Raw genomic sequence first — 16,903 nt, forward strand, 5'->3', positions numbered from 1 at the left:
GACCGGAGGCACCCGGCCCCCGGCGTCATCGTAGGTTCCCACGGCCCGTTCGGACAGCCACCACGACGTCGCGGTGACCGCGTCTCTGAGGCCGGGCGTCACGCATCCCGGGGCCGCGCGGGGGCGTCCACCCAGTGACGCCCCCGCGGTGGCCGGGGAGGCGGGGGCTAGCGTGGGGTCCCCGACCTCCCCGGGCCTCACCAGCGGACAGGAGCCACCATGACCGAGCAGACGGGCACCGACGTCAACGTCCACATCGAGGCCAAGGCCGAGACCCCGGCCGAAGTGGTCTTCGCCGTGGCCGTCGCCCACGGCCCGATCGTCACCAACGAGGTGCTCGCGTTGACGGTCGGTGGTGAACCCATCGACCTCAGCGAGGTGGCCGCGCCCGACGGTGGACGCCTCCACGTGGCGAAGATCCCCGCCGGCCCGATCACCTTCGACTACCGGGCCACCACGGACGGCTCGGCGTCGGCGGAGCCCGTGTCCGGCATCGAGGAGATCGAGTTCCGCCGCCCGTCGCGCTACGCCGAGTCGGACAAACTCGGCATCATCGCGTCCAAGCGGTTCGCCGGTCTGGAGGGCCAGGAGCAGATCAACGCGATCGCGGACTGGGTGCACGACAACCTGTTCTACGTGTCGGGCAGCAGCGCTCCCACCGACGGGGCGGTCGACACCTACCTCGCCCAGCAGGGAGTGTGCCGCGACTTCGCGCACCTCACCATCGCGATGACGCGCGCGTGCGGTTTCCCCGCGCGGCTGGTGGCTGTCTACGCGCCCGGGCTCGATCCAATGGACTTCCACGCCGTCGCCGAGGTGGCCCACGAGGGGCGCTGGCAGGTGGTCGACTCCACGCGCATGGCGCCGCGGCAGTCCCTGGTGCGCATCGTGAACGGGCGCGACGCGTCCGACACCGCCTTCCTCACCGTGCAGTCCGGCCAGGTGGAGTTCGGCGACGTGCAGGTCATGTGCGTGCGCCACGAGGGTCTGCCGACCGAGGATCCGGACGCGGTGGTGTACCTGGGCTCGACCGCCCCCTGACCCGGACGCGCCGGGCTCCACACCGCGCGACCCCGCCCCTGCCGGCAGGGGCGGGGTCGTTTCGCGCCCGGCCCTCCGGGCCCGCCCCCTCGGGCCTTTCCCGGCTCCGTGATGGTGAAAAGCCGTACGGGTCATATTGGTCGAGTGGGCCACACCAATATCTCTGTGACTTGGTTTATTGGTCGTCTCGAGCTTCCCAAGGCGGCCTCCGTCGGTTAGCCTTCTGGTCACGCGAGGAAATGAGAGCGCTCTCATTACCCGCCTCCCCCAGCGTCGCCGGAAGGACCTCCCCCGCCATGTCAGCCCCCACCGCTCCCCACCGCCTCGCGACCGGATTGGTCACCCTCGCCGTCTCCGCGGCCACGCTGGTCGGGTTCGTCCCGTCCGCCACGGCCGCCTCCGAACCGGCACGGGTGTTACCCGTTCACCCGACCCTCTACCGCGGGGCGGACGCGCCCCGCCTCGGCCCGGGCATCCTGCCGCCCACCAACTCCTGGATCAGCGGGGCCGTCTTCAACAAGGACGGCCTCTTCGCCCCGACCTGGGTGGGCGGCGGTCTGGCGTTCCGCGCCCAACCCACCACCTTCGGCGTCGCCCTGCCCGAGGTGTGGACGTGGGGGGACAAGGCGGTCATCGCGAGCTGGGTGCGCAACGGCGATCCGCTCGGCTCGGAGAACCAGGCCCTCACGCTGGCGCCGGCCGGCGCCACCGACTACCGACTCACCCGCCTCGACGACATCAGCGCCGACCTCACCTGGTTCGCCGGGGCGAGCGCCGTCGGCACGCTGACCGCCGTCGAGGGGTGGCCCTACGTGCAGTACCGCGCCGCGTCGGCCCAGACGCTCGGTACGAACCGCGCGCTCACCCCCGCTGGTGTGGGGCACTGGACGTGGCAGGCCCCCACGGGCCAGGTGCTGCACGTCGTCGCCGGGCAGGCCAGCCGCGCCGCCTCCGGGGGGTTGACGCTGCCCCAGGGTGGGCTCGTCCATGTCTTTGCCGAGCCGCAGGACGCCACCGCGGCCGACATCGCGGCGCTGGTGGCCGGCGCCGTCCGCGTCACCGGGACGCGGGTGAGCCACGCCGTCGCGGGAGGGCAGGCGTCCACCACGTTCTCCCTCACCACCGAGGGCGGCCGGCCCACCGTGTTCACCCAGATGCCGCACCAGAACTACGGACTGACCACGCTGACCGGCCGCTGGGAGAACCCGAACGGGTGGGCGTCCGCCGTGCGCGGCACCACGTTCACCTTCTCCGTGCCCGCCCACACCAGCCAGCGGGACGTCGACCTCACCGGGCTCACCTCGGCCCAGCGCGCCGAGCTGGCCGCCCTCGTGCGCGCCGACCTGCCGAAGGTCACGCGCTTCGTCGCCGCCGACACCTACTTCGGCGGCAAGGAGCTGTACCGGGCTGTCAACGTCCACCGGCTCGCCGCCCAGCTCGGGCTGACCGCCGAGGCGTCCGCCATCAAGGACGCCGTGGTGGCCCAGCTCGACCTGTGGCTCGACCCGCAGCGCTGCACCACCGTGAAGGAGAAGTGCTTCACCTACGACGCGACACTGCACACCGTCGTCGGGCACGGCGACAGCTTCGGCTCGGGCGACAACGTCAACGACCACCACTTCCACTACGGCTACTTCCTCTACGCCGCCGGCGTCCTCGGCCTGGACGACCCCGCGCTGGTGACCCGCTATGCCCCCGTGGCCGACGCGCTCGTCGCCGACATCGCCAGCCCGACCGACACCGCCACCACCATCAAGCGCCGCTCCTTCGACGACTGGCGCGGCCACTCGTGGGCGAACGGCACCGGCGGCGGGTTCGACGGCAACGACCAGGAGTCGACCTCCGAGGCCGTCAACGCCTGGGCCGGCCTCGACTTCTGGGCCCGCGCGTCCGGCGACGCCGCGCTCAGCCAGCAGGCCACCTGGATGCTCAGCACCGAGATGGCCACGGCGTCCGCCTACTGGTTCACCCCCTACCGCACCGGCGCCTTCGACAAGACCATCGTCTCGATGATGTTCGCCGGCAAGACCGACTACGGCACGTGGTTCAGCGCGGACGCCAGCGACATCCTCGGCATCCAGGTCATCCCGATGGGGCCCACGCAGTTCGCCCCGATGAGCGCCCTCGGACGCGACGTCATCACCGAGGCCTTCGACGCCGTGCTCGCCCAGAACCCCCAGGTGAGCGGCCGCAGCCATCTCATCGACTGGAACATCATGCTGCTCTCCCTGGTCGATCGGCAGCGGGCGAGCGCCCTGGCGGCGCGGCTGAGCGATGCTGACATCGACAACGGCAACACGCGCTCCTACCTCTACGCCGTGGTCGCCTCCGGACGCGCGCGGGACGACGCGCGGCGGGCCGGATCGCCGCCCTCCCCTGTCCCGACGCCCACGCCGATTCCGACGCCCACGCCGATTCCGACGCCGACCCCCGTGCCGACGCCGACACCCCCCGCCCCCTCACCCACCCCCACGGTGCCGGCGCGGGCCGGTGACCCCTACGCGGGGTTCGCAGCGAACACCGCGACGGCGTCCTCCCTGGCAACGGATGCCGCGGGCACGGCCCGCGCGCGTCACAACGACTGGGTGACGTTCCGGCTCGATTTCGGCTCGGGCGGGTACACCGACGCCGTGCTGCGGCTCGCCTCGGGAGCCGAGGGTGGGGCGTCCGGGCTCGTCGAGATCCGTGACGGTGGGGCGACCGGCCGGGTGCTGGGCAGCCTGGCGGTCGGCAACACGGGCGGCTGGGACGCGTGGCGCTCGATTCCGCTGAACGTGGACGCCTCACTCACCGGCGTCCGGGATGTGACGGTCACGTTCACCTCCGGCCAACCGGCTCCCTTCGCGCGGCTCGCGTCCGGGCAGTTCCGCGGGCGGGTGGCCAGCCCCGCACCGACCGCCGCACCCACGCCGGTGCCGACCGCCACACCGACCCCCACGTCGCCGGCGCCCACCGCTCCGCCGGCGACCCCGGTGGACGCGTTCAGCCCCATCGCCGCCACGGCGGCGGTGGCGCACGCGGGCGTCACCTGGCAGGGGCGCACCACCGGCCCCCTCGCCACGGGGGCGTGGCTGGCGTTCGACGTCGAGTTCGGCGCCGGCACGTCGCGTGACGTCGTGGCCCGCGTGGCCTCGGGCGCCCCGGGCGGGGTCTCCGGGCTGGTGCAGGTGCGCGTCGGGAGCCCGACCGCAGCACCGGTCGGCTCCATGGCGGTCGGCAACACCGGCGGCTGGGGGTCGTGGCGCGACATTCCGTTCAATGCCCCGGGCCTCACCGGTCGCCAGCGGGTCTACGTGACCTTCGACTCCGGGCAACCGGGTGCGTTCGTCGCCGTCGACACGCTGACGTTCCGGGGCTGACTCACCCCGGCCCCTGGCACCGGACCCGGCCCCTGAACCACTGCGCTCCCCTGCCACCGCGGGGCTCTCCGTGCACGGAGAGCCCCGCTACGGCGGAGGAGGGAGGTGACCTCGGCGGGAGAGCCGCGCTGCGGCCGGGGAGCCGCGCTGCGCCCGGGGAGCGAGGCGGCGGCCGGGGATCGGTCACACACCCGTAACAGGGCGCGGGCCGGATCGTCGGTCCGGCCCGTTAGGCTGTCGGCCGTGACGATTCGCGTGGCGCTGCACCATTCGACCCAGTACACGTTCGACCACGAGGTCAACATCAATCCGCACACCGTGCGCCTGCGACCGGCACCCCACAGCCGGACGCCGATCGAGGCCTACTCGTTGACCGTGTCGCCGCCGACCCACTTCCTCAACTGGCAGCAGGACCCGTTCGGCAACTACATCGCGCGCCTGGTGTTCCCCGAGCCGGCCGACCACCTCTCGATCACGGTCGACCTGGTGGCCGACATGACGGTCATCAACCCGTTCGACTTCTTCGTCGAGGAGTACGCGGAGAACTTCCCCTTCACCTACCCCGACGCGCTGCGCGAGGACCTGGCGCCCTATCTCCGCCCGGTCCCGGCCGGGGGTGAGGCGTCCGCCGAGGAAGACGAGGTCGACGCCTGGATCGAGCGCCGCATCGCCCCGCTGGGGGTGACGGCCGGCGACACGCGCATCGTGGACTTCCTGGTCGCGGTCAACACGGCGATCCAGCAGGACATCGCCTACACCGTCCGTCTCGAGACGGGCGTCCAGACGCCGGCGGAGACCCTCGCCAAGGCCCTGGGCTCGTGCCGCGACAGCGCGTGGCTGCTCGTCTCGGTGCTGCGCCGCTACGGCCTCGCTGCCCGGTTCGTCTCGGGCTATCTCGTGCAGCTCACGGCCGACCTCACGCCCGTCGACGGCCCCGCCGGGCCGAGTGAGGACTTCACCGACCTGCACGCCTGGGCCGAGGTGTACGTGCCCGGGGCCGGCTGGATCGGCCTGGACGCCACGAGCGGCCTGTTCGCCGGCGAGGGTCACATCCCCCTCTCGGCGACGCCCCACCCGTCCAGCTCGGCGCCCATCGAGGGCTCGACCGGGGTGGTCGGCGTCCAGTTCGCGTTCGAGAACACCGTCACGCGCATCCACGAGGACGTGCGCGTCACCAAGCCCTACACCGACGACCAGTGGGAGGCCGCGCGGGCCCTCGGCACCGCGATCGACGCCGCCCTGACCGACGCCGACGTCCGCCTGACCATGGGCGGGGAGCCGACGTTCGTCTCCGCCGGGGACACCTCCACCCCCCAGTGGGAGACCGCGGCCGACGGCCCGGAGAAGCGTGAGCTCGCCACACGCCTGGCCGACCGGCTGCGCGAGCGGTGGGCCCGCGGTGGGCTCACCCAGCACGGCCAGGGCAAGTGGTACCCCGGTGAGCCGCTGCCCCGGTGGCAGATGGCGCTCGCCTGGCGCGCGGACGGCGTCCCGCTGTGGCAGGACCAGGCCCTCCTGGCCGACCCGTGGGGGCCCGCGGTGCTGCCCGCCGACACGGCGGACGCCGACGCCACCGTGAGCGCGTTCACCACCGCGCTCGCATCGCGGCTGGGGGTGGGCGAGGAGTTCGTCACCCCGGCGTTCGAGGATCCGATCGACGCCGTCCTCGCCGAGGCGCGCCAACCCTACGGTGACCGGCCCGACGATCCGGCGCCCGACGACGACGCCTTGACCACCGAGGCCGGCCGGGCCGGGCTCGCCGCCGAGCTGGACGCCGCCGCCGGGCGTCCGGCGGGCTGGGTCATGCCGCTGTTCGCCCACCCCGAGGGGGGCTGGGGGACGACGCGGTGGCGGCCGCGCCGTCGCGCCCTGTTCCTCATGCCGGGCACCTCACCGCTCGGCCTGCGTCTGCCCCTGAACGCGCTGGCGTGGGGTGACCAGCCCGACGTCACCCACAACGCCGATCCCGACTCCCCGCTGCCGGCCGGCGATCCGGCCGCCGCGGCCCCCGCCGCGCGCGAGCTGCCGGTCTCCACCGCGCCCCGCACCGCGGTCGCCGTCGAGGCCCGCGAGGGGCACCTGTTCGTGTTCCTGCCGCCCCTCGACGCGCTGGATGACGCCGTGCGCCTCGTCGCGGCCGTCGAGGGCGCGGCCGCAGAGGCGGGCGTCCCGGTCGTCCTCGAGGGCTACCCCCTGCCCGGTGACGACCGCCTCACGACGATGTCGGTGACGCCCGACCCCGGCGTGATCGAGGTCAACGTGCACCCGACGCGCTCCTGGGCCGAGCTGGAGGAGCTGACCACCACCCTGTACGACGACGCCCGGCGCTCCGGGCTGGCCACCGAGAAGTTCGACCTCGACGGCACCCACACCGGCACCGGCGGCGGCAACCACATCACGCTCGGTGGCGCGACGCGGTTCGACTCGCCGCTGCTGCGGCGTCCGGACCTGCTCCAGTCGATGCTCACGTTCTGGCAGCACCACCCCGCGTTGAGCTATGTGTTCTCGGGGCGCTTCATCGGCCCGACGAGCCAGGCGCCGCGCGTGGACGAGGGGCGGCACGAGTATCTCTACGAACTCGAGATCGCGTTCGCCGAGCTGGAGGCGATGCAGAACGACCCGGCGGTCAACCACGACGTGGAGTCCGCCATCCGGGCCGACCAGGTGTGGGACGAGGACCCCGAGGAGCGCATCGAACGGCAGCGCACCTCGCAGGTGTGGCTGACCGACCGGCTGCTGCGCCACCTGCTCACCGACGTGACGGGCAACACGCACCGGGCGGAGTTCTGCATCGACAAGCTCTACTCCGGCGACCGCCCGGGCGGCAAGCTCGGCCTGCTGGAGATGCGCGGCTTCGAGATGCCCCCGCACGAGCGGATGTCGCTGGTGCAGGCACTGCTGGTCCGCGCGCTCGTGCTGCGCTTTTGGCACGAGCCGTATCGCAAGCCGCTCGTCCGCTGGGGCACCCGCCTGCACGACCGGTTCCTGCTGCCCGCCTTCGCGACCGCCGACCTGTGCGCGGTGGTCGACGACCTCAACGCCCACCTGGAGCCCCTGATCGGCGAGACGTTCGACGTCGCGTGGTTCGCGCCGTTCCTGGAGTTCCGCTTCCCGCGCGTGGGTGAGACGGACGCCGACGGCGTCCATCTCGAGCTGCGGGGCGCGCTGGAGCCGTGGCACGTGCTCGGCGAGGAGGTCACGCTCTCGGGCACCTCGCGCTACGTCGACTCCTCGGTGGAGCGGGTGCAGGTGGCGGCCACCGGCCTGGTGGAGGGCCGCCACGTCCTCACGGTGAACGGCGTGCCGGTGCCGCTCGCCAACCCGGGCGGCACCTGGGGGGTGGGGGTCGCCGCGTCGCCGGCGGCGCGCGTCGGGGGCGTCCGCTTCCGCGCCTGGGCCCCGCCCTCGGCACTCCACCCGTCGATCGGCATCCACAGCCCGTTGCGGTTCGACCTCGTGGACACCTGGAACGGCCAGTCCCTGGGCGGCTTCACCTACCACGTGGTGCACCCCGGTGGGCGGTCCTACGACCGCTACCCCGTGAACGCCGCCGAGGCCGAGTCGCGACGCAACAGCCGCTTCGTACCGGAGCAGACGACCGGGGCGGTGGACATGGACGCGTGGCCATCGGCGTCGAGCCTGCTGGCGGGCACCACCGGGGAGTACCCGGCAACGCTGGACCTGCGACGCTTCGACCGCGGCCGTCACTGACGGCTCGCGATGCATCCCCCGCACCCGCTAGGGTGGGCCGCCTCATGACAGCCGAACGCATGGAGGCCGGCAACGCGCTCCTGGAGGGCTACGCCGAGCGTCTCACCCACCCCAACCCCTCCCTCCCCCTCGGCACCCCCCGCGGTCAGGACGAACTCCTCGCCGACGGGGAGGTGAGGCCCGGGTCCGAGGCCATCGTGGACGCCCTGGGTCGCTTCGGCACCATCGGGCTGCAGACGCGGCGCCGCACGGTGGAGCGACTGATCTCCGACGATGGCATCACCTATGGCGGCACCGCCCCGAACCGGCCCCCCCGGCCGTGGCTGCTCGACCCGCTGCCGTTGGTCATCGACAGCCCCGAGTGGATGCGGCTGGAGGCGGGGCTGGAGCAGCGTGCCCGGCTGTTGAACGCCGTCATGGCGGACCTGATCGGTCCGCGCCGCCTGCTGCGTACCGGGGTCATCCCCGCCGCGGTCGTCGCGGGCCACCCCGGCCTGTTGGTGCCCGCGCACGGTGTCGCGCTGCCGGGGGTGCACAAGCTCCCGATGACCGCCACCGACCTGACGCGCACCGCCGACGGGTCGTGGACCGTGGTCGGCGACCGCACCCAGGCCCCGTCCGGGGCGGGGTACGCGATGGCGAACCGCCGCATCATCGCGCGGACCCTCGAGACGGTGCACCGCCAGACGAACCTGCGGCGCCTCCGCGGCTGGTTCGACGTCATGCAGGCGGCGCTGCTGAACGCCGCCCCGCCCGACGTCGACGACGTCCCCCGCGTCGTCCTCCTCACGCCGGGGCCCGGCAGCGAGACCAGCTACGACCAGGGGCTGCTGTCCATCCTGCTCGGTCACCCGCTCGCCCAGTCCGACGACCTGCTGATGCGTGGCGGGCGGCTCTGGCTGCGGACGACCGGCCGGTTGGAGGCGGTGGACGTGGTGCTGCGCCGCGTCGACCCCGCCTGGTCGGACTCCCTGGATCTGCTCCCCCAGTCGCGCCTCGGCGTCCCCGGCCTGGTCGCCGCAGCGCGGCGCGGGGTGGTCAGCATCGTCAACCCGCTGCGCGCCGGCGTCATCGAGAACCCCGGGCTGCTCCCGTTCCTCGCCGACGCGTGCCGCGCCCTGCTCGGCGAGGAGCTGCTGCTGCCGCAACCGACCACCTGGTGGTGCGGTGACCCGGAATCGCGCCGCCACGTCCTGGCGAACCTGGGCCGGCTCATCATCAAGCCGATCGCGCGTGCCTTCACGGCGGCGCCGGCACCCGGCTGGCTCATGAGCGCCGCCGAGCTGGATGCCTTGCGCGCCCGCATCGAGGACGAGCCGTGGGCCTGGACGGCGCAGGAACCCCTCACCCCCGCCACCGCCCCGGTCGTCACCCAGGTCGGGCTCGAGCCGCGCAACGTGGTGCTGCGGACGTTCGGTGTCGCCCTCGGTGACTCCTACCACTTCATGCCCGGCGGCCTGGCGCGCGTCGCGAGCGAGCCGGACGCCTACATCGTCACCAACCAGTCGGGTGCGACGAGCAAGGACGTCTGGGTGCTGGAGGCCGACGGGACGCAGGCTCCGCGCGTCGACCTCGACCTCCGCGTCCGCACCCGCGCGATCCCGTCGGACGCCGAACTGCCCGGCCTGACCCCCCGCTCCGCCGACAACCTGTTCTGGATGGGCCGCTACGCCGAGCGCGCCGAGTTCGTCGCCCGCATGCTGCTGGTCTCCGACAACATGGTGGAGGACCACGCGCGTCACCCCCACACCCCCGGGCACACCGCCATGCGGGCCATGCTGACGTCCGTCACGGAGGTCACCACGGTGCGGCCCGGCTTCACCGGGCCAGGCAGCGAGGAGCGGCTCGCCAACCCGCTCCCGCACCTGGCAGCGCTGCTGCTCGACAGCTACGTGCCGGGCACCGTGGCCAACAGCGTGGTGCGCGCCGTGAGCGCGGCGACCGACGTCCGCGAGCTGCTGAGCCTCGACACCTCCAGCGTGCTCTCACGGTTGCAGCGGGCCATCGACGACGCCCGCGCCGAGGGTGGGGACGTCCCGATCCAGCTCGTGGCCCTGCGGACGCTCGACTCCACGCTCGCCCTCTCGGGGCTCGTGGCCGAGAGCCTGGTGCGCGACCCCACGTGGGCGTTCCTGGACGCCGGCCGCCGGGTCGAGCGTGCCCAGACCACCGTCCGCCTGCTGCGCAACACGATCGCCCTCACCGCGACGCCGGTGGTGGAGCCCATGGTCGTGGAGTCCGTGCTGCGGGTGGGCGACTCGCTGATCACCTACCGGCGCCGCATGGCGGCCGGCGTCGGCTCGGCCCGCCCCGTGGCGGCGGCCCTCGACCTGCTGCTCGCCGACGCGACCAACCCGCGATCGGTGGTGTTCCAGCTCGAGCGGCTCCGCGAGGATCTCGCCCAGGCGCCCGACCCGCGTCTCACGGCGTCCATTCGGGAGGTCATCGGCTTCGTCCGTGACATCGAGGTCGAGGAGGCCAGCACCGGGCTGCGGCTCGACCTTGTCGACGCCCTCGTGGAGCTGGAGGACCGACTGCGCGGGTTGTCGGACGCCATCGTCGCCACGCACTTCACCACGCAGGCTCCGCAGAGCAGCTTCGCCGTGGCCGAACTCAGCCGGGAGGACGGATGAGCGCACCCGAGCGCAACGCGCCGGACCACTACGCACCGCACCGTTACGAGGTGCGCCACGAGACCGCGTACACCTACGAGCTGGACGTGACGAGCTCGTTCGGTCGGGCGTGCCTGCGCCCACGCGAGACGGCCTACCAGCGCATCCTGACCCACGAGATCTCGGTGTCCCCCGAGCCGGACGTCCTCGACGAGCACACCGACCTGTTCGGCAACCACAGCCACTACGTGGAGATCCAGACGCCGCACACCTCGCTGGTGGTGACCAAGCGCAGCACCGTCCTGGTCGAGTTCGACCGGGTCGACCTTGACGGGCTCAACGCGATGACGGTGGCGGAGGCGGCCGCCGCGGTGGCGGCCGACGAGACGGTCGACCCGCTGGAGCGTGCGATCTTCTCCCTGCCGTCGGAGCTGGTGGAGCTGTCCCCGCCCGTGCACGCCTTCGCGCAGACGCTGCTGTGGCCCGAGCGCGGGCTGGGTGACGCGATCCGCGCGATGTACCACGACATCTACACCGACTTCACGTACTCCAAGGGTGCGACGTCGGTGAAGACCACCCTGCCGGAGCTTCTGGAGAGCAGGGCCGGGGTGTGTCAGGACTTTGCGCACCTCGCCGTCGGCTGCTTCCGTGCCGTGGGCCTCCCCGCCCGCTACGTGAGCGGGTACATCGAGACCTATGCGCCCCCGGGGCAGCAGAAGCTGGCGGGTTCGGACGCGACGCACGCCTGGGCGTCGGTGATGATCCCCGGCGGCCGCTGGGTCGACCTCGACCCGACCAACGACCACCTCGCCGACAGCCGCTACATCACCACGGCGTGGGGCCGGGACTTCCGCGACGTGTCGCCGTTGAAGGGTGTCATCTTCACCGAGGGCAAGCGCAGCACGCTGAAGGTTGGCGTGGACGTCATCCCGATCCCCGACCCCACCGGCTGAGCGCGTCGCTGCCCCCGCGGCGGCGCGGTGGCCGCGCCGTCGGCGTCCGGCTGTTCTAGGGTGGGAGCGTCACGAGGAGGAGCCATGACGCCATCAGACCGCCCCTGGGACGGCGGGGACGACGCCGAGCGCACGCAGGAGTTCGCGGCGCGCCCCGACACCACCGATGCGGAGCGGACGCGGGACTTCTCCCGTCACGACTCCCCCGACGCCGACCGCACGCAGGACTTCTCCGGTGCCCGGGCCTACGACTTCGACCGGACCCAGCAGCTGCCGACGCAACCTCCGGTCGTCCCCCACGACGACTGGTCCGACGCGCACCGGACCCGCGAGCTGCCCACCTACGACGAGCCTGCGGCGAACCCGCTCCAGCCGCGGCGCGAACCGGTGGCGGTGCCGGCACCCCAGGCGTGGGGCCCGGACGCCGGCGCGGCGCCCTACGCGACCCCGGGGATCGGGCTCGCCGGGGCGTCCGCCGCCGACGACACCGACCCGCACGACAGCGACACCTGGCGCTGGCAGATGGCGCGGCTCCACAACAAGCCGAGCACGGACTTCGGCTTGCTGCTCCTGCGCTTGTTGTCTCTCCCGCTGGTGCTGCACGGCATCCACAAGCTGGTGGACTTCGGCGGGTTCGCCGGGGCGTTGCGGGGCAACGCGATCGGCGCGCTGGCCCCCGAGATCATCGGGGTCGCCATCGTCGCGGGCCAGATCCTGCTGCCGCTCATGATCGCCGTGGGCGCCATGACGCGCCTGAGCGCGCTGCTGCAGGCGGTCATGATGGGTGCGGTGTACGCCTTCTGGGTGCTGGCCTCCGAGCCGGTGCTGAACCCGGCCACCGGGGGGCTCTCCGGGGAGGCGGCGCTCGCGTACGCGGCGCTGGCCCTGCCGCTGTTCTTCACCGGTGCGGGCCGGTTCTCCGTTGACCATGGGCTCACCACCGGACGCCGCGAGCGGACCGCCGACAAGCGGGTCGCCAAGGCCGCTCGCTGACGCATCGGCCCCCGGAGACGGCGCGTCACGAGGGAATGCACAGCCCCCACCCGGCGTTGACCCAGGTGACCCGTGCACGATGCTCGGGAAGGAGGAACCCGAGATGCTCGACCCGACCACCCTGTTCGCCTGGGAGCCCCACGTCGACCAGCGTGCCGTGCACGCCGACACGATGATCGTCACCCTCGGCAGCTACACCGACGCCGGGCACACCCAGCGGCAGACCGACGAGCAGCTGCTCCAGCACCTGCCCAACCGGCTGCTGGGCACCTTCGACGCCGACCAGCTCATGGACTACGCGGCGCGCCGACCCTCGATCACGTTCGACAAGAACCACTTCAGTGATTACGCGCCGCACCGGATCGCGCTGCACCTGGTCTCCGACACCGACGGCCGCGACTTCCTGCTGCTGAACGGCCCCGAGCCGTCGTTGCAGTGGGAGCGGATGGCCGCGGCGGTGAACCACCTCGTCGACCAGTTGGACGTGCAGCACACGGTGCTGGTGCAGACCATGCCCGCGCCCGCCCCGCACACCCGCCCGGTGGTGGTGACGCAGTACGCGAGCGACCCGGCCCTGGTGTCGACCGAACCCGTCCTGGGCACGTTCACCCTGAGCGCATCCTTCACCGGTGTGCTGACGCTGCGCCTGGGTGAGGCGGGCCACCCCGTGCTCGGGCTGCTCGCCCACGTGCCCCACTACATCGCCGACAACGACTTCCCGCCCGCGGCCGCGGCCGTGCTCCAGGCGCTGCAGGACGCCACCTCGTTGCGCCTGCCCGCCGACGGGCTCGACCTGGCGTCCGCCCTCGTGCGGCAACAGATCGACGCGCAGGTCACGCAGAGCGAGGAGCTGACCGCGATGGTCGAGGCGATGGAGCACCAGTTCGACGCGTTCACCGAGAAGCTCAACCCGGCGCCCCCGGCCGGGCAGGAGCTGCCCGGGGCCCACGAGATTCCCACCGCCGAGGAGATCGGCGCGAAGTTCGAGGACTTCCTGGCCGGCCTGGGCGAGCCCGGCGATGACGACCCCACCAGCGAGGACGACACGGCGGGCTGACCGGTCAGGCGCCGGCGGCCAGCGCGACGTACAGCATCGGAAGGCCCAGCCCGACCACGTCGAGCAGCACGTGGGCGATGATGAGGGGCGCCAGGCGGCGGTGCCACCAGTAGAGGGCGCCGAACAGGAGGCCGGCGAGGAACGTCGTGACGAAGCGGGCCAGCCAGGCCTGCGGATCGGGTGGGGTCAGGAAGAAGTGCTGCACACCGAAGAACGCGGCGGCGACGAGCCAGCCGGCCCACCGGCCCCAGCGGCGCGTCAGCTCACCTTGGCCGATGCCCCGGTACACGAGTTCCTCCGCCACGCCGATGGTCAGCGGCATCAGCGCCAGCGACCACACGCCGAGCCACAGCGGCACCGTGAAGCCACCCTCGGTGTCGGCCGGCGGGGGGCCGGCGTAGGCGACGAGGTTGCCCACGTAGCTGGCCGCCACGAAGCCGACCATCACGATGAGGAACGTCAGCGGGGCGCGCCACCAGTCGGAGGCGCGCAGCGCGATGAGATCGCGCGCGCGGCGCCCGTGACGGTGGAGCAGGGCCACGACCACGGCGATCGACACGAGGTCGACCGCGACGATGACGACGTTCTGCCACAGCAGCGCACCCGGCAGGGCGGCGGCACCGACCGCGAGCAGGAGCACCAGCCAGCTGACGGCCAGGAGGACGGGCCGCAGGGCGAGGACGCCCAGGACGGCCGGTAGGGGGAGCGCGGGGGGTGGCGCGACGGGCGAGGGGTTGCCCGGGACCTCGTGGAAACTCATGAGCACAACGTAACCACTTGCGGATATGGAAACAAGATGCATCCGGAAAAGGGACCCGGGGCGTTGCGTGCGCTCTGGCAGGATGAACCATGGCCAAGACTCCGAAGCTGGGCAAGAAGATCTACGAGGCCGAGCTGTCGCGCCTGCAGCGCGAACTCGTCGAGATGCAGGAGTGGGTGAAGCAGTCGGGGGCACGGATCGTCGTGTTGTTCGAGGGCCGGGACGCCGCGGGCAAGGGCGGCGCGATCAAACGGATCACCGAGTTCCTGAACCCCCGCGTCGCCTCCGTCGTCGCGCTGCCGTCGCCCACCGAACGGCAGCGGACGCAGTGGTACTTCCAGCGCTACGTGGAGCATCTGCCCGCCGCCGGGGAGATCCGGCTGTTCGACCGCTCCTGGTACAACCGCGCCGGTGTCGAGAAGGTGATGGGGTACTGCACGGCGGCGGAGCACATCCGCTTCCTGCGCCAGTGCCCGATCTTCGAACGCATGCTCATCGACGACGGGATCATGCTGCGCAAGTACTGGTTCAGCGTCTCCGACGCCGAGCAGGAGCGGCGCTTCCGCTCCCGCCTGGACGACCCGATGCGGCGCTGGAAGCTCTCCCCCACCGACGTCGAGTCGCTCACCCGCTGGGAGGATTACAGCCGCGCCAAGGACGAGATGTTCGTGCACACCGATGTCGAACCCGCCCGGTGGAACGTCGTCGAGGCGGAGGACAAGCGCAGCGCGCGGCTCAACATGATTCACCACCTGCTCGACTCGATCCCGTACAGCCACGTCGAACGACCCACGCTGAAGCTGCCGGAGCGTCCGCCGAGCACCGGGTACGTCCGCACCGACCGCAGCCTGCTGCTCGAGGTGCCCCACCACGCGCAGAGCCTCACCGAGGAGCAGCTGCCGTCCTCCTACGACGACCCCGAGGACGACTGAGGGCCCCCGACCCGGGCCTTTCCGGTTGCCCGCACGATTTTCCCGCCGGGTCTGGTGAGAGCGCTCTCATGATCACTAGAGTGTGGCGTCCAGACCGCGACAAAGGAGTTCATCGTGTCTTCCTCCCTCCCCCTGTCCCGCCGCCACGCCCTCGCCCTCGGCGGCCTGGCCGCCGCCGGCACCCTGGTGCCGGCACTGCCCGCCGTCGCCGCCAGCCAGTCCCCGCGCGCCGCCGTCCAGCCGCAGGCGCGCGAGGGCGTGCTCGCCGCGCGCGGCTTTCTCCGCCGCATGACGGACGCGTACCCCCAGGCCGGCAACCCCACCCTGCCCCAGAGCTACGCCGATGAGCTCGGGCTCTTCTCCACCGCCTTCGTCTACGACGCCGCCCTGGCGGTGTGCGCCGCGCTGGCGGTCGGCGACTTCCGGCTCGCCCGCACGATCGGCGACGGCCTGGTGTTCGCCCAGGCCAACGATCCGACCCACGCCGACGGGCGGTTGCGCCAGGGCTACAACGTCGGCCCCTACACGTTCTACGACGGGACGCCGAACCTGCACGGGCTGCGTCTGCCGGACGGCACCGCCAACATCGGGTGGCAGTTCGGCTTCCTGGGCACGGCGGTCGGCGACATGGCCTGGCCGGGCATCGCGCTCGTCCGGCTGTATGCCACCACCGGCGATGCCCGCTATCGCGACGCCGCGCGTCGCATCGCCACGTGGATCGTGGAGAACGCCACCAACGAGCGAGCCCTCGGCGGCTTCACGTTCGGCGTGAACGGCGGCAACGAGCGCCAGACCAACGCATCCACCGAGCACAACATCGACTGCGTGGCGTTCTTCACCCTGCTGCAGCGCATCGACAAGCAGGGCGGCTGGGCCAGCCAGGCCGAGCGGGCACGGGCCTTCGTGGACCGGATGTGGTCCGGTGAGTACTTCTACACCGGCACCAACGACGGCGCCACGGTCAACACCGCGGTCCTCCCCCTCGACCCGCAGACGTGGAGCTGGCTCACCCTGCTCGAGCCCCGCTACGTCGATGCGCTCGGCTGGGCCACCGACGCGTTGGGGACGACCGACTCCCCCGAGCAGGAACACAGTCAGCTGCCGGATGGCCTCAGCCTCTCGGGCGTGACCTTCTCCGATGCCAGCCTGCGCTCCACCGCGTCCTACAACGGAATCCAGGTCAACCCGCACGGCGTGTGGTTCGAGGGGTCCGCCCAGCTCGCCCTGGCCACCCGCACGCGGGCGGGCAAGCGACACCGGCAGACCTCCCGCACCCTGCTGGACAACCTGCGGGTGGCCCAGACGTCCCTCGGCCTCGGCCAGCACGTCGGGGGGCAGCCGGTCAGCGGCGGGGTCGTCGCGGCGTCCAGCGTGATCGACTCCGGGTTCGGCTTCGGCTACTTCGGCGTGCAGCACGTCGGCGCCACGGCCTGGTACGCGATGGCCGAGCAGGGCTACACCCCGATGCGGTTCTGACCCCGCCGG

The 16,903-nt window shown here is 72.4% G+C and carries 10 protein-coding genes; 9 read left to right on the plus strand and 1 reads right to left on the minus strand.

All coding sequences use genetic code 11. From position 1 onward, the window contains the following. Positions 1–219: 219 nt before the first annotated feature. The 7 genes from IFY26_RS05435 to IFY26_RS05465 all read left to right on the plus strand — a co-directional run bounded on the left by IFY26_RS05435 (position 220) and on the right by IFY26_RS05465 (position 13,726). A complete protein-coding gene (locus IFY26_RS05435; protein ID WP_232547990.1) occupies positions 220–1,041 on the plus strand; it encodes a transglutaminase-like domain-containing protein in 822 nt (273 codons plus the stop codon). A 296-nt stretch (positions 1,042–1,337) separates the two neighbouring features. Then, on the plus strand, positions 1,338–4,400 hold the full coding sequence (locus IFY26_RS05440; protein ID WP_232547991.1) for a glycosyl hydrolase: 3,063 nt from the start codon (positions 1,338–1,340) through the stop codon (positions 4,398–4,400). Positions 4,401–4,643: 243 nt separating this feature from the next. Beyond that, complete coding sequence (locus IFY26_RS05445; protein ID WP_232547992.1) at positions 4,644–8,111, plus strand: transglutaminase family protein; 3,468 nt, start codon at positions 4,644–4,646, stop codon at positions 8,109–8,111. 44 nt (positions 8,112–8,155) lie between these two features. Then, complete coding sequence (locus IFY26_RS05450) at positions 8,156–10,744, plus strand: circularly permuted type 2 ATP-grasp protein (RefSeq protein WP_232547993.1); 2,589 nt, start codon at positions 8,156–8,158, stop codon at positions 10,742–10,744. Then, a complete protein-coding gene (locus IFY26_RS05455; RefSeq protein ID WP_232547994.1) occupies positions 10,741–11,676 on the plus strand; it encodes a transglutaminase family protein in 936 nt (311 codons plus the stop codon). Before IFY26_RS05450 ends, IFY26_RS05455 begins: the two co-directional genes overlap by 4 nt. Before the next feature lie 84 nt (positions 11,677–11,760). Next, complete coding sequence (locus IFY26_RS05460; RefSeq protein ID WP_232547995.1) at positions 11,761–12,669, plus strand: DoxX family protein; 909 nt, start codon at positions 11,761–11,763, stop codon at positions 12,667–12,669. Positions 12,670–12,772: 103 nt separating this feature from the next. Further along, positions 12,773–13,726 (plus strand): PAC2 family protein, encoded by a 954-nt coding sequence (locus tag IFY26_RS05465; protein ID WP_232547996.1) that lies wholly within the window; start codon positions 12,773–12,775, stop codon positions 13,724–13,726. Between the two features lie 4 nt (positions 13,727–13,730). Here IFY26_RS05465 and IFY26_RS05470 read toward each other — a convergent pair whose 3' ends face one another. After that, positions 13,731–14,486, minus strand: coding sequence for a CPBP family intramembrane glutamic endopeptidase (locus IFY26_RS05470; protein WP_232547997.1), 756 nt, complete (start codon positions 14,484–14,486; stop codon positions 13,731–13,733). A gap of 89 nt (positions 14,487–14,575) precedes the next feature. Between IFY26_RS05470 and ppk2 the strand changes: the two genes are divergently transcribed. Continuing rightward, positions 14,576–15,418, plus strand: coding sequence for a polyphosphate kinase 2 (gene ppk2, locus IFY26_RS05475; protein ID WP_232547998.1), 843 nt, complete (start codon positions 14,576–14,578; stop codon positions 15,416–15,418). A gap of 114 nt (positions 15,419–15,532) precedes the next feature. After that, entirely contained in the window at positions 15,533–16,894 is a 1,362-nt protein-coding gene (locus IFY26_RS05480) for a hypothetical protein (protein WP_232547999.1), read from the plus strand. The last annotated feature ends 9 nt before the right edge of the window (positions 16,895–16,903 follow it).

The sequence above is a fragment of the Propioniciclava soli genome, assembly GCF_014858005.1.
GTDB classification, from domain to species: Bacteria; Actinomycetota; Actinomycetes; order Propionibacteriales; family Propionibacteriaceae; genus Propioniciclava; species Propioniciclava soli.